This window comes from Roseimaritima sediminicola (genome assembly GCF_009618275.1).
GTDB lineage: Bacteria > Planctomycetota > Planctomycetia > Pirellulales > Pirellulaceae > Roseimaritima > Roseimaritima sediminicola.
In genome coordinates this window covers 1-13,663 of sequence record NZ_WIAD01000080.1, presented here as the reverse complement: position 1 = coordinate 13,663, position 13,663 = coordinate 1, and the positions used below count along the sequence as shown (strand labels likewise).

Annotated in this window: 10 protein-coding genes; 2 read left to right on the top strand and 8 right to left on the bottom strand. The window is 61.4% G+C overall.

All coding sequences use genetic code 11. The features are described from left to right. Positions 1-927: 927 nt before the first annotated feature. Complete coding sequence (locus GE027_RS21670) at positions 928-1,140, top strand: hypothetical protein (protein ID WP_153559323.1); 213 nt, start codon at positions 928-930, stop codon at positions 1,138-1,140. A 122-nt stretch (positions 1,141-1,262) separates the two neighbouring features. On the opposite strand, the gene GE027_RS21665 is transcribed toward GE027_RS21670, so the two are convergent. The 4 genes from GE027_RS21665 to GE027_RS21650 form a co-directional block, all read right to left on the bottom strand. Further along, positions 1,263-1,478 carry a hypothetical protein gene (locus GE027_RS21665; protein WP_153559322.1) on the bottom strand — a complete coding sequence of 72 codons (216 nt, stop codon included), beginning with the start codon at positions 1,476-1,478 and terminating at the stop codon, positions 1,263-1,265. 133 nt (positions 1,479-1,611) lie between these two features. Next, on the bottom strand, positions 1,612-2,229 hold the full coding sequence (locus tag GE027_RS21660) for a hypothetical protein (RefSeq protein WP_153559321.1): 618 nt from the start codon (positions 2,227-2,229) through the stop codon (positions 1,612-1,614). Between the two features lie 14 nt (positions 2,230-2,243). Next, positions 2,244-2,771 carry a hypothetical protein gene (locus GE027_RS21655; protein WP_153559320.1) on the bottom strand — a complete coding sequence of 176 codons (528 nt, stop codon included), beginning with the start codon at positions 2,769-2,771 and terminating at the stop codon, positions 2,244-2,246. 57 nt (positions 2,772-2,828) lie between these two features. Further along, positions 2,829-3,545 carry an ion transporter gene (locus GE027_RS21650; protein WP_153559319.1) on the bottom strand — a complete coding sequence of 239 codons (717 nt, stop codon included), beginning with the start codon at positions 3,543-3,545 and terminating at the stop codon, positions 2,829-2,831. 117 nt (positions 3,546-3,662) lie between these two features. Between GE027_RS21650 and GE027_RS21645 the strand changes: the two genes are divergently transcribed. Beyond that, the gene (locus GE027_RS21645) at positions 3,663-4,217 is read left to right on the top strand and encodes a hypothetical protein (protein ID WP_153559318.1); all 555 of its coding nucleotides are present in this window, start codon (positions 3,663-3,665) and stop codon (positions 4,215-4,217) included. Between the two features lie 127 nt (positions 4,218-4,344). On the opposite strand, the gene GE027_RS21640 is transcribed toward GE027_RS21645, so the two are convergent. From GE027_RS21640 to GE027_RS21625, 4 genes are all read right to left on the bottom strand, one after another. Continuing rightward, positions 4,345-5,814, bottom strand: a complete 1,470-nt coding sequence (locus GE027_RS21640; RefSeq protein ID WP_237607720.1) for a DUF1501 domain-containing protein — start codon at positions 5,812-5,814, stop codon at positions 4,345-4,347. Next, positions 5,811-7,859 (bottom strand): serine protease, encoded by a 2,049-nt coding sequence (locus GE027_RS21635; protein ID WP_153559317.1) that lies wholly within the window; start codon positions 7,857-7,859, stop codon positions 5,811-5,813. Before GE027_RS21635 ends, GE027_RS21640 begins: the two co-directional genes overlap by 4 nt. A 13-nt stretch (positions 7,860-7,872) precedes the next feature. Next, a complete protein-coding gene (locus tag GE027_RS21630; RefSeq protein ID WP_153559316.1) occupies positions 7,873-10,086 on the bottom strand; it encodes a DUF1549 domain-containing protein in 2,214 nt (737 codons plus the stop codon). 242 nt (positions 10,087-10,328) lie between these two features. Further along, positions 10,329-13,070: a WD40 domain-containing protein gene (locus GE027_RS21625; protein WP_153559315.1), complete on the bottom strand. Its 2,742-nt coding sequence runs from the start codon at positions 13,068-13,070 to the stop codon at positions 10,329-10,331. Between the last annotated feature and the right edge of the window lie 593 nt (positions 13,071-13,663).

Here is a 13,663-nt window from a genome sequence, read left to right as displayed (position 1 = left end):
CTTAGTAGCCGATTTTGTCACCGGGTTCGAGCACGCGAACCAAGCTGTCGGGGTAATAACATAAAACTACGCATGAGATCTGCCCTCTTGTGAAAAAGTAGTGTTCGAAAAACATCACGTACGATCAAACGCTGCGTAGGCGATAGGTCAGCCACCCCACCACCACGAGCATCGCTGTCACGATCCCGATCAACGCACCGTATAGGTTGCCCCACGCAAAGCCGATCACGCCAGCTAGGACATAGGCCAGTGAGTGGAAGTGAGCGCGGGGGATGTGGCGGTTTAGCATCGCCAGGCTTAAGGATCGATGACTGACATTCGTTAGTTATCTTCTCCTCCCGACGCGAGCTTGGCGAATGGTCGCGTTCGCTACCGGAAAAAAAGGTGCAGGCTCATTCTAGGGGGCGAGGCACGGCCAAGCCAATAAAATTCCGACACACGCAACACACAGAAAAAGTTGTTTGCTCCCCTCTCCCCCGCAGCGCCGCGAGCATCAGCGAGTGAAGCTTCGGGGGAGAGGGGGCGGGGGTGAGGGGGACTGCACAGCAGGGACAGATTGATGGAAGCACCGCAGCACAAGTCCGCCCAACGTTCGGTGTCAAACGACGACAGAAAGCAATTCTTTCCTGCTCCTGCTCCTGCTCCTGCTCCTGCTCGTGCTCGTGCTCGTGCTCGTGCTCGTGCTCGTGCTCGTGCTCCTGCTCGTGCTCCTGCTCAGCGAAGCGGTGCTCGTACTCGAGTCGGTGTTGCACTCGGTCTCGGCAAACGGCACGTAACCACTAATCTCCCCTAATCTCCACTAATCCAGCAATTATCGATCGCCGTGGAAATGAGTGTTCGATTAGTGCGGATTAGTGGTCCCTCCTCGCGCTGGCCTCGAATTACTTTCGCGTCGCCGCACGCACTAGCAGGAACGTTCCGCCCGCGATGAAGCCCAAAATGACGGCAATGATCAGCAGTTCGAAGAAGCCTGGCATGGACTTGTCCTGTGTTGAAGAATCGATTGATGGTGTGTTAGGTATTCGTCGAGATCAAAAACACCTTGGCAGCACGGCACCCAAAAAACCGAGCGATCTGGTGGGCGGTAAAAACATCAATGCAGGATCGGCCAGGCGACGGCTCTCATCCCCATTAGAATGATCGCCAAGGCGACCAACAGCGAGCAGGCAAGGAACGCAGAGACGCCAATCTTTAGTAGAGGGAAGGCCGACTCCGGCGGCCGACCCGCTGCCCGCGAGGAACCCGCCGGCGCGTCGTAGGGATTAATGTCGCTCGACATGCGAGTGGTCACCTGTTCTGCCCGGGGCAAAGACCAGCCACGCGGCCGTCGGCAGCAGAAGCGCGGCATAGGTGAACGCCATCAGCGTGATCGGCCGATTGCCCTCGGGCGGGCCCCAGCCGTTGTAGTTGATCAGAAACACGACCACAGCCGGAGCCGCATACGGATTCGGACGTGGCGAACTATTCGGACTGATCATCAACTCAGTTCTTAGATTCGGCCGTCCTTGCAATGGCGACACTTCGATCCTCCTTTCCCGCGGCAACCATCGCACTTTTTCTTGCCCACAACGGGCCGCCGCATCCGCTGGCCGGTGATGACATTGACTTCGCCTAGGGATAGGGACGCCGGCTTTCGGCACGGATCACACCGGTGAGCCCCGCGTCACTTTGCACGGCCTCTCCAAACACCGGTTTCCCCTGGGGCGTGCGCGGTTGTGGCTTCAAAACGACAACGGTTGTGTGAGGGTTGTCTCCCTGTAGCCGCAGGGTGATGAAGTCGGAGCTTACGGTGGCGACGCCGACCAGCTGCGATTCGGTGAGGCCCCGGAGCGTCACGTTGAAGGAACGATCGTCGTTGGCGCGGGGCCGCACTTTCAACCGGATCTTTGAGGGGATTGTCTGGTTACCAACCGCAGCGAGCCCCGACAGTCCGGTGGGCCTGCCGGCGGGTTGGCTGTCAAAGCGGTCCAGGGTGAGTGCCAGCATGCCGTGGTCGGGTAGGGCAGCGGGAACACCACCGGACTCGTGCGACAACGATCGAATCTCGACGTTGAAGAAACCGGCAAAGCGTCCCACCACGGCTTCCTCAACCATGATATCTACGTCCGCCGAGCCCGAGGGAAGCATCGCCTTGAATTCGGCATGCGGATCTTCCGCAGTGCAAGCATGGTCCGAGCACATGACTGCGGCGACAAACCCAAAGGCAACCAAGGTTTTCTGAAACATCATATTCGGATCTCCTGTCAGTTCATTCGGTACCAGCGATAAACCAGAGGCACGTACCAGCACGCGGCCAGGAGGTGCACGGGGACACCGACCGTCCAGGATATCGTATAGAAGTCGACGCCGCGCTGGTAAAAGGCGAAAACCCAAATCGCCCACAGCGCCGCACCGAGTGCTGCCAGGATCACCGCGCGGTGCAGCGACCGGTAGAGCACCTCCAGCCACTGCGCTGGGTCCGCACGCTTCGCGAACACGGCTCGCAACAGCTTCGCGACGGCTTCCAGCAGCGGAAAGCCGGCGAACCAAATCAGTCCGAATCCCACGACGAACGCGAAGATGTTGATGACGCGATAGGTGGCCGCCACATTGCTGGGCAATCCGCCCGATGCGATCGTCCGAGCGTCGAACGCGACGTAGTTGTAGATCGCCGGAACCAGCAGCACCAAAGCCACCAGCCGAAAGGACGACCGTGCCGCTTTGCGCAGGGGCGAATGCTCCGCAAGCGGAGTGGGGGCAGAACGCGGCGGTTGGTAGGGATTATCGCTCATCGTGCCGTTGCTTTGAGAAAAAGGCGAGTTGACTTTGCTGACTCTGGCGAGGAGCAGCTACGGTTTGAGTTGCTCCGTTTCCAATTCTCGAGCTTTCGACAGGGCCGAGGCGACCAGGCCGGCGGGGATGGCCACGACGCCCAGGCCGATCAGCAGCAGCGCGAAGGTGAACATCCGCCCGCCCACGGTGATCGGGTACACATCGCCGTAGCCGACGGTGGTCAGCGTCACGACGGCCCACCACAGGCTGTGGAAAACCGAGGCAAAGGCTTCGGGCTGGGCGTCTCGCTCGCAGTAGTAGATCCCCACGGCGGCCAGGTACAACAAAATAAATGTCATGAACATGTACAGCACCAGTTCCTCCCAAGCGATCAATAGCGCGCGATGAATCCGCTGCATCGCCTGCGAGTACCGGACCAGCTTTAGGACGCGGAACACGCGCAGCAACCGCAGGGCCCGCATCGATCGTAGGTCAAAACCCAGGGCTAGGTAGAACGGCAGGATGGCCAGCAAGTCGACGATGCCGTAAAAGCTGAGCACGAAACGGAGCCGGCTGCGCGCCACGGCCAGCCGCATCAGGTACTCGGCCGTGAACAAGGCCACGGTGACCAGCTCGATCGCTTGCAGCCATGGCAGCAACCACGGCGGCACGTCCGGCAGCGTTTCGATCGAGAACGCCAACAGGGAGACGAAGATCAGCGACTGGATCGTCAGATCAAATGCCTGGCCCGACTTGGTGTCGTCTTCGTCAATGATGCGTCGGAGAGTTTCCAAGCGAACGTGTCCCACGGCGGTACGGTACGGTCGTCCGTCGCATTGTGAAAACTATTTCCGCCAACGCAAGGCACCGCTGCCGCACGATCAGGTTCGGCACGATCAGATCGTTCCTCCATGCGTCCGTATCTGGCGAACCGCGTCGACCTCGTCGACAGTAGCAAAGTCGACCAGGAGGCGGATTATCGGCGGACCAAACCAACCACAGACGGGACCCAGAAACAACACTACCAAAAGGAGAAGTCGCAGACTGAACTGTTTTCGCCGCGGCGGCTCTTCGGAATTGCGACGAGTCGTATCAACGACCCTCACGTCTCGTGTCATGTGCTGCATGCTTTATTCTCCGAAACGCCTCACCGTCCAGACGCCATCCATCGGGATCGCGTCGAGATCTCGATATCGCTTGAGGCAAGCTCCGAGTTGGGCCAGTTGATCTTTGCGCAACAAATCGATGGTCAGGCGAAGACTGGAAGGAAACTTCCATTCCCACTGCGGATCGATAGGCTTCTGGATCGCCCCGGCTTGGTAACCGAAGTCCAAGCAACGAAAATGGTGGTCGGCGGCCGCTTGGCGAAACGCCATCGAACGTCGCCAAAGGCCCAGTCCAACAGCGCAGACAGTGACCAGCACGAGCAGCGTTCGAAGCGAAAAGGATCGCCACCGCTTCCGTAGCTTTGTAATGAAGGAACGCATCGAGGGTACCACCAAGAATCGGTGCGAATCATTCCCCCGGCCGATGGCACCGGAACACGCCGTGCCGTCCAGCGGACCGGCGGCGCGGTATCGTGCCCAAGCGACGTCAGGAAATGAGTTCGGGGATCGGCCGGCCATGGTTGACGATCGGAGTGGGGCGACCGTTAAAATCTTCGATCATGACTTTTGAAGCGTCGATGCCGAGGTGGTGATAGATCGTCGACAGGAAGTCCCCTGGCCCGCAGCGTCGATCGATGGAGTCTTCACCCCGCTTGTCGGTCGCGCCGATGAATCGTCCGGTTTCGATACCGCCTCCGGCCCAGATATTGGAAAACGCCCGCGGCCAGTGGTCGCGTCCGGGTTGTTTGGTACCGGCCGCAGCACTCGCGTTTCCCGCTCCCGTACTGGGTTGATAGTTAACCTTCGGTGTGCGGCCGAACTCTCCGGTGACGACGACCAACACCCGCTTGTCGAGCCCGCGTTGATAGATGTCTTCGATCAGTGCGGAGACGGCTTGGTCGTAGGCCTCCGCTCGGAACCGCAGGGCATCGAACACGTGATGATTCACGGCGTGGTCGTCCCAGTTGTTGACGCGTCCGCACAGGGGCCCGCGCAGGCTGGTCGTCAACACGTCGACCCCGGCCTCGACCAGGCGCCGGGCGAGCAGTAGTTGCTGGCCCCAGGTGTTGCGTCCGTATCGATCGCGCACATGATCCTCCTCGCGGGACAGATCGAACGCTTCTTTCGTCTTTGGGTTGGTCAGCAGGGTCAACGCCTGAGCCTCGAATTGATCGAGCGCTCCCAGTTCGCCCTGTGCGTCGAAGGCCTGTTGAAGGGTATCGAGTTCCTGTCGAAGGGACGTTCGCCGCAGCAAACGATCCTTTTCCCGTTGATCCGTCAGGCCAATATTGGGGACCACAAAATTGGGGGCGTTCGGGTCGCCGGTCACCGCGAACGGTGAATACGCATCGCCCAGGTAGGCAGGTCCGTTGTAAGTCGTCGGCGGGTTCACGCCCACATAAGCCGGCAGCGGATTGTCCCGCGGTCCTTCCAGCGATCGCAAGTAATTTGCCACCGACATCCAATCCGGCAGCCGGGGTTTGGGTTTGTCGCGGGTATCGCTGTCGCCAGAGAGCAGCTGCATGGACCCCGCGGGGTGCCCGCCAGCGCCTTGGTACATGCTGCGTAACACCGTGAACTTGTCGGCGATGGCCGCTTGCCGCGGAAGCAGTTCCGTGAACTGCATGCCAGGAACCTTGGTCGCGATGGTCCCAAAGGGACCGCGGTATTCGCTGGTCGCAAGCGGTTTGGGATCGTAGGTGTCGATGTGGGAACACCCGCCCGGTTTCCAAACCATAATCACGGCGGTGCGTTCGTTGGAATCGGCCGGCTGGCCGGTCACCGGGCTTGCGGCACGCAGTTTCATCACGCCGGGCAAGCTCAAACTGGTAAACCCCGCGATTCCCATGCGCATGAAGCTTCGTCGGCCGGTTCGCACCGCACCGCCCGGAGCAAGACTCAGGGGGCCGGCACAGCGTGAGCGAGTTGGTCGATCGTGCGGACGTTGATCTTTCATGGCGTATTAACCTTGGCCGGGACCACGCGGATTTGAATCGGCTGGGAAACGTAGATGTCAACGATGTCTTTGGGTTTGGCGTCGCCGGAACGGTACTTCGCCACCGCGCCACCGTAGAAGGCGATCGTGTAATCACCGGGGGCGGGTTTCAGCTTTGCCAAATCGATGACGGCTTGGGTTTGGTCGTCGGCCAGCGAGAAATCAAACGCGGCATTGCGTTCAAATCCGGCCCCAAACGTTTTCAGAGACATCGACGTACCGGAAAACTCCGACCGCCGCGTCAGCGTCAGCGGTAGACGCAGCGTCTGGCCCTGCTGCACCTCCCAGACTTTGTCCTCCGCCACGTCAATCGACAGGCCGGCGGTTTCCACCTCGTTCACCGATACCGGGATCTGGTCGACGAGCCGGGGGTCAGGGATTTCGGCTTTTGCGTTGGGCACCGGCCACTTCATCGATGCCAAGCGACAATCCCGAACAACCTGCTCGCCGTCGATGGTCGCTCGGCCGGACAAACTTGCGAACGTTAAACCGCGCGGTGCGTTCGGGTCGGCCGCTACCAGCACGATGCCCCGCGTCGCGCCGGCTGCTATTTTCAAACCGGTGGCGGTCACACCCTCGGGCAGATTTTCCATGGTCAATTCGATTTCGCCGTCAAACCCATCACGACGAACCACCACGACCTCCAGCGGCATGACCGCGCCGCGACGAAGCGCCATCGGTTTGCTGAGCGCGTTGCGATCTCCGTTGCGAAGTCCCATATGCAGCGCCCACCCGACCAGCGAAAAATCAGGGGCTGCCTGGCGCACGATCAAGCGGTAACGATTGGTCGGATCGGTGCGCGTCCCGCCAAATAGATCGCTGAGCCGAATGCGGTACTTGCCGTCTTCGGGGATCTCCACCTTGCCGTTGATATCGGACGAGCCCGCGTTGTACGGAGGTCCGTCATAGGAATACCCATTCGACGAGCGTTTTACCGGTGAAGGAATATCCGTCAGCTCGGCAACATCGACCAGGGTGCCGTCGTCGCGGATTTGCTGCACGATCGCGACGGGGTCGGTCGGATGCCCCAGTCGCTCCGAGGCCACCTCCACCCACCAGGTCTCGCCCTTTTGGGCCGTGAACTCAAACGAATCCACGTCCGCCGCGGGAAAGAAGCGACCCTCGATGTCGCAGGGCAGTTCGATCGGTTGCGATTCCGCCAACGAATCGTTGGGTTCTGCTTCCGGCTTCGCAGCCCCGGCGGCCAGGCCCGGCGGTGGCCACGAAAACGATGCCACGTGGTGGGTGCTGGGCATGCGCGGCGGCGTCCCCTGGCCATCCCACGGCATCACTGCCAGGCGATAGAAGTAGTACGGCCCGCCTTTAAACGTCAGGTCGTGGACTTTGATCAAGTAACGACCGCTTGCGGGAATCGTAAAGTCGATGACTCCGCCGCGGCGCTCCACGATCAAGTCGCTGCCGCTGGCGTCGGCGACGGCCACGACCGGGTTCATCTTGGAATCGATCCCCTTGCTCGCGCAATCGATCAGGATTCGCTGTCCCTTGCTCGCCTCGATCGCATAGTGATTGATGCTGCGGTCGACCAAGGTTCCATTGACGATCGAACCGACGGCGATCGGCATGGCCGTCTGCACCGTGGTGCAGGCTTCCGACTGCGTGACCTCCGGATGCTTGCTGACGGAAAAGGCTCGCGCCGTCGAAAGGCCCATCCCGGTCATCACGCGAGCGTCATACACTCCCGGCTGGCAGTCCTCAGAAATCTGAATCACGAATTGATTGGCGACCCGCTCCCCATTGTCTTGCCGTTTCTGTTTGGCCGTGATCTCCGGGTGTGAAAAGAGCAGAGCCTCGGCCGTGTCGAGTGATTGCCCCGTGATGGTGACCTCGACGGTCGTCCCAGCCTGTCCGCCCATGGGCATCGTCGTCAACAGCCGCGGAGCCGGTAAACCCACCGACTGGCCGGCCGCGGTCGCTCCGCCCAACAAGGTCACGAGGCAGCCCACGGCACTGGCAACGCACCTGGATTTGAAAAGACGCTGGAACATCGAGGATCTCAATTCAATGGTTGAACAAGAATTCTTTGGTATTGATCAGGGCCCAGGCGAGGTCTTGCAGGTTCTCGCGAAGCGCAGCGGTTTCGGCCATCGCCGTGCCATCGGCGGCCGAGCGCGATTCGGTCAGGTAGGCCAGTGCCTTGTCCAACTCGGTTTCGCTTGGCGGCCGAGCAAACGCAGCGTGATACAGTTGGTCGACGATCACCTCAGGGGCCAGCTTGTCGGCGATCATGCGGTGCAACCGTCCGTTGCCGGCGGTTAGTTTGCTTTTCAGATCCGACGCGTTCATAAGGTGCAGGCTCTGAGCCAGGCTGCCGGATTGCACGCGTTCACATTCGCAGACGCTGGTCGCCTCGGGACGTCCGAAGACCCGCAGGAACGGCGAGGCCCGGTTGTAACTATTGTCCGGCAGGGCGACCGCTCGCGTCCCGATCGGCAGGTTGGCGAACGAAGTCGTGGTCCCGGTGACCTCGTCGATCGCATCCAACAGGACTTCCGCTTGCAGCCGCTTGGGATAGTAACGCGAGAAATTCTGACGATCGACAAGATTGTGTTCGTTGGGAATCGCACTCAACTGGTAAGCGTTGGACTCGGTGATCACGCGGATCAGTGCTCGCAGGTCATATCCGCTTTCCACAAAATGCTGTTCGAGGGCGTCGAGCAATTCAGGGTTGCTGGGCGGATTTGTGTCGCGGATATCGTCCTCCGGTTCCACCAGTCCGCGGCTGAAGAAGTGCTTCCAGTAGCGATTGACGAGTGCTTTCGCAAAGAATGGATTCTCCTCACTGGCCATCCAATCGGCGAGGCGCAGTCGCGGGTCTTCGTCGGGAGGAATCTCGCCGACAGCGTCCCCGAGTGCGGCAGGCTTGACCGGCTCGCCCGTCTTGACGTTGATGGTTTGAGCGACACCACGTTCGTGAAAGATCAGGTCTTCGCCGCTGGTGTCCGTTGGTTTCCGGCCGATACGACTGAAGAAGGCCGCCAGCGAGTAGTAGTCCGTTTGGCTCCACCGCTCAAAGGGATGGTGATGGCACTGAGCGCACTGCAGCCGGACTCCCAGGAACAGTTGAGCCACATCCTCGATCTGCTGTTTCGGTTCTTTGACCCGCTTGTACCAAGCCACCGGCGGGTTCTCGATGATCGTCCCCGTCGCCGCCAACAGCTCGCGGATCATCTGGTCGTAGGGTGTGCCGGCGAGCAGACTGTCGCGGATCCAAGCATGGAACGCAAAGTTGGCTTTGATGTCGCTGGCGTCATCGCGACGATTCTTCAGGACGGCCGTCCACTTGTTGGCAAAGTAATCGGCGTAGTCCGCGCTGCGAAGCAAGCGATCGATCGCCTGGGAACGCTTGTCGGGGTCCGCGTTCTGCAGGAACTCTCGGGCTTCCTGCTCGGTCGGCAAGCGTCCGCCGATGTCCAGGGAAACGCGTCGCAGGAAAGTGGCATCGTCGCACGGTGGAGATGGCGGAATGCCCAAGTCGCGGAGATTGGCAAAGACCAGTTCATCGACGAAATTGTTCGCCGGCGGAACCGTTTCCAAGGGGGCGCCCATGGGAACCGAGGCGTTGTAAACGGCCACGCGTCCCTGGTAGCGGACCATCACGGACACCTTGCCGGGAATGTCCAGCGCCGTCACCGTGCCATCCTCGGCAACGGTCGCCATCGCCGCGTCATTGGATTCAAACAAGGAATTCGCGGTCACATCGCGTCGGCTTCCGTCGGAAAAGGTCGCCATCGTTTTCAGCGTTACCTGTTCCCCCGGCTTCAGTTTGCCGCGTGGCGGTTGCACCTCGATGGAAACCAAGTCCGGATCATGCGGTGGTCGGTAGGGCGCACCGGCTTGGATCCACCGCAGCAGCGTACGATAACCCTCGGAGTCTTTCTCCAAGCGAACGCCGCCTCCGTGAGGGACATCACCGCATGCCTTGGCCAGCAGCAGACTACGCGGTGGGTTCAGCGGGAACAGCCGACGACCGCGTGCTTCACGCACCAAACGTTGGTAGTCCTCCTGCGGTTCGAACCCCAGCAGGGAGAGCTGGAAACCGTTCTGACCGCCGCCGGCCTTCGCGTGACACACGCCCGCATTGCAGCCGGCTTTGGTGAGCACGGGAACGACGTCATTGACGAAGCTGACCGAACTGGGGGCCGCCGACGCAGCGGGTTCGGCGCAAGCCGCCCCGCGAGGAACAAACCAGCAGACCAGCCAGGCGAAGAGCATCGCGTGTCGCCAACGGCCTCGCCGGAGCGGCCGTGCAAGCGGCTTTGACGAAGCTGACGATCTGCCGCGAAGGCTCGCCATCGTCCCGCGATGATCGACGGTATGAGACGGACGATCGGCCGGGGCGGGTGATGTCATGGCAGGCTGAGGCGGGGAGCGGGGGGCGGAGCCGAGTCGGCGCAGGGCGACCGGTCGGCATCCTCGACAGTCTAACGCGTTGCCAGGGCCGCGTCTATTTTTTATTAGTCCGCCGAACCACCGAGCTGCTGCAGCGGTTTTCCGGCTTTGTCGAGCAGGACGGCGTTTCCGGTCGCTCCTCCGGCCACGAACTTGGTGCCTTGGCGATCGGCATCCAACGCGTAGAGGTATCCGCCGGGCAGGGCAGTGCTGGCCTCTCGCCGTCCGTTGTCGGAGCGATAGATCTGGAAGCTGCCGCTGCCGGTGATGGCCGCAATCCGGTTGTCGCGCCCGATATAGGCCAGTTTGGTGACTTCGGATTTAAAGGCATCGATGGTGCGCGTCGCCTTGCCGGTACCGACGTCCCAAATCCTCACCGTCGTGTCGGCCGAAGCGGTTGCCAATTGTCGGCGATTGACATTCCAGTCGATCGCAGTCACATGGTGCGTATGCCCTTCGAGCGTTTTGATCAATTCCCACGTCTCCACATCCCACAGTCTGACCATCCGGTCCGCGCCCCCGGTGGCCAGGATCTTTCCGTCGGGCGAGAAAGCCAGACTGGTCACGGTATCGGCGTGTGGTTTATCAAACTTCTTCAGCAGGCTGCCGTCCGCGGCGTTCCAAATCATCAGCTCGCCAGCGCGGGATGGATAACCGCCACCGGTCGCCAAGAAACGCCCCGTCGGATCGACGTCGACGCACAACACGCGATCTTCGAACGGGCTGTCTCCGAAGGCAGCCCCGATGGTGTGCGTGTGTTGCCAGATCGAGGATGGAACAATGGCGGCGGAAAAGGTTCCGTCCGGGGACTGCAACAGAAGGCTGGTCCCGGACGCTGCGACCCACCGGGCGTGGGGATCCAAGCCGGCGATCTCGCCCAACCAATCTCCGTTGCCGGACCACAGGTGACAGGCCCCGGTCTCCGCGGCGCGTGAGAGGACAAGCGATCCTCCCGCCAGACAGGCCAATCCGCCGCCGGCCGCTTGGGATTCTTGGGCGAGCTTCAGAGAGGCCGCGGCGGCCTGTTTCCGCTCCGCTTGCTGCGCGTTCGCCGCCGCGACGATCGCCTTCCAGCGTTCGAGCTCGGCCTGCAGGCCCTGCAAACGTGCTTCACTGCGAGCCTTCGTCGCCTCGGCAGCCTTCGCTTCCATCACGGCGGCTTTCAGTTTTGTCTGTTGCGCATCGCTTTCCTGCGATGCTTCGGCAGAAGCTTTTTCAGCTGCCTCGGCGGCGGCCTGCTCGGCCTGGGCGGCAGCCGTTTCGATCGCGGTGCGAGCTTGGTTCTTGGTGACGACCGCCTTCACAAGCTTTTCCAAGCTCTTTTGCTCTGCGGCAACGTTTGTCTCGGCCAGCTTGCTGTCCGCTTCATCGGCGGCAACCAGACGCTCACCGACCAGCGAAGCCCACTGGGCCGCTTGATGCTTTTGCTCGAGTGCAGGATCCGATGTTGCGACCGCCATCCACTTGCTTTCCGCCAATTCGAAGACGCCCAGAGCGCCCTCGGAAGTCGCCGCGAAAACACCGATACCGTCTGGATGTACGCAAACCGATGCCGGGTTGGCAGGCAGTTTACCAGCGAGAACAAACTCCGCTTCCTCGCCGTGCCGGACGGCAATGTTTCCAGCTTCGTCGACCGCAATCAACGCCGTGTTTCCGGCCTCGACGGCACCCACCGCGATCACGGGCGCATCAAACACATCGAAAACTTGACGCGACCATTGATCGTTCTGTCGCGTCCATATCGACAGTGTTCCAGCCTCGTCGCCCGCTACCAGGCTTCCCGTGCCGGTCCACGTCATCGCGGTCACGCTGGTCTCGCAGGCAAGTGAATCGACTCGCTGGGGATCGACGCCCGCGATCCGGATCTCCGCATCGGCTGCGCTGGCCACCGTTTCCGCCGCGTGGTCGACGGCCAGCAAGACGGGAGTCGAGGTCGGTTGTTGCCACGTTTCGGGGACTTCGATGTCGCGTGACCATTGCCACTCGTCTTTACCGATTCTGGCGACGCCCAGCTTGCCGCGTTTGGAGAGCATCGCGATGTGGCTGCCGGCAGGGCTGAGCGTCAGCGCCAGGGGGTCCTGAGGATCGATCGTCGGCAACGCCACGACTTCGGGTGCCTGCCGTTCCCAGATCTTGACGTTTCGGTAGCCGGCGGAGATCACCCGTTGTCCGTTCGGATCCATCCACAGATCCTGCACAAAATCATCATGGGCCGGTCGTGGCCGGTCAGCGGAGAGACGCTGAAGCGTCGCCAGCGGTGCATCCAGATTTGCGCCGAAGACCTGGATCTGATTGCCGAAACTCACCACCGACAGTCGGCCGTCGGCGGTGATCGCGGCGCTGTAATTGGTGCGGATCGATTGTGGTAGCGGTTCGGTCGGAACCGCTGCGGCTGCCATCGGCTCGACCTCGGCGCGTGCACCCGAGTTGATCCAGCGACGAAGCAGGGCCAATTCCGCGGGATCGAGCGGTTCCGCCGAGACGTCGTTGTCTTCGGGCGGCATCACCGGTTCTTCGATGTGGGCGGCGACCAGAAACAGGCGGCTCGCATCGGCTTCGCCGGGCACCAGCACGTCGTCGACATCCGCCGCCGTCATGGTCTCGACGGATTCCAGGTTCACACCCGCTTCCGCGTTGCCTTGGTTATGGCAGGCCAGGCAGTTCTTCTTCAGCACCGGCGCGATGTCACGGATGTAGCTGACCTCTTGGTCGTCAGCCAATTCCGCAACTTCAGCTTGTTCACCGTAGGCGAGCAAGCCCGAGAGCAACAGCAGCGAGGCACCCAGCAGCCAGGGGCGAGGATTCATTTTTTATCACCTTCTGTGTTTCACAGATCGTTATCCGTCGAGCCGTATCCCGGCAGTCGGAAACAGCGGTAGTCGGCGCCCCGGTCCGCAGTGCGGGAGCGTGTATCGTAGTCGAGAAGTTCGCCGGCCACACGAATCGTCACGAGAAGCCTCACCGCCGCAGCGTCCAAGCGCCGACTGATGCGAGCGGGCTGTCGATCTATTGAATAGTAGCTCGGCTGTCCCAGCCGAGGCGGGCGGTATTGCTGGGCAACTTTCGGCGGAGCGAAAGGCGACACTGCTGGGCAACTTTCGGCGGAGCGAAAGGCGACACTGCTAAGCAACTTTCGGCGGAGCGAAAGGCGACACTCTTAGCCGCTGGAAGCGGCGGCAGCACGGTGCCGGTGGTGTAACCACCGGTCAGCTGCCCCGCGGTGAGTGAAAAGCTCCGGCGGAGCGACAGCGGCGGTTCTGCGCGAGGTCCCGCGCGGTCCTGCTGCCGCTCCGCTGGAGCTAATTGTTCTGCGGCGTGACGGGTCCGGGGGCTCGCGCCCAATGCCACTTCCTTTGTAGCGGAACGGCGCGAGCCGTCCGGTTTTGCGGTGCGAATCTTC

Excerpts from the sequence above, each read along its gene's own strand:
- GE027_RS21625 (WP_153559315.1), bottom strand. The coding sequence starts at position 13,070 with ATGAATCCTCGCCCCTGGCTGCTGGGTGCCTCGCTGCTGTTGCTCTCG.
- GE027_RS21660 (WP_153559321.1), bottom strand. The coding sequence starts at position 2,229 with ATGATGTTTCAGAAAACCTTGGTTGCCTTTGGGTTTGTCGCCGCAGTC.
- GE027_RS21655 (WP_153559320.1), bottom strand. The coding sequence starts at position 2,771 with ATGAGCGATAATCCCTACCAACCGCCGCGTTCTGCCCCCACTCCGCTT.
- GE027_RS21630 (WP_153559316.1), bottom strand. The coding sequence starts at position 10,086 with ATGCTCTTCGCCTGGCTGGTCTGCTGGTTTGTTCCTCGCGGGGCGGCT.
- GE027_RS21635 (WP_153559317.1), bottom strand. The coding sequence starts at position 7,859 with ATGTTCCAGCGTCTTTTCAAATCCAGGTGCGTTGCCAGTGCCGTGGGC.
- GE027_RS21665 (WP_153559322.1), bottom strand. The coding sequence starts at position 1,478 with ATGATCAGTCCGAATAGTTCGCCACGTCCGAATCCGTATGCGGCTCCG.
- GE027_RS21640 (WP_237607720.1), bottom strand. The coding sequence starts at position 5,814 with ATGAAAGATCAACGTCCGCACGATCGACCAACTCGCTCACGCTGTGCC.
- GE027_RS21645 (WP_153559318.1), top strand. The coding sequence starts at position 3,663 with ATGCGTCCGTATCTGGCGAACCGCGTCGACCTCGTCGACAGTAGCAAA.
- GE027_RS21670 (WP_153559323.1), top strand. The coding sequence starts at position 928 with ATGAAGCCCAAAATGACGGCAATGATCAGCAGTTCGAAGAAGCCTGGC.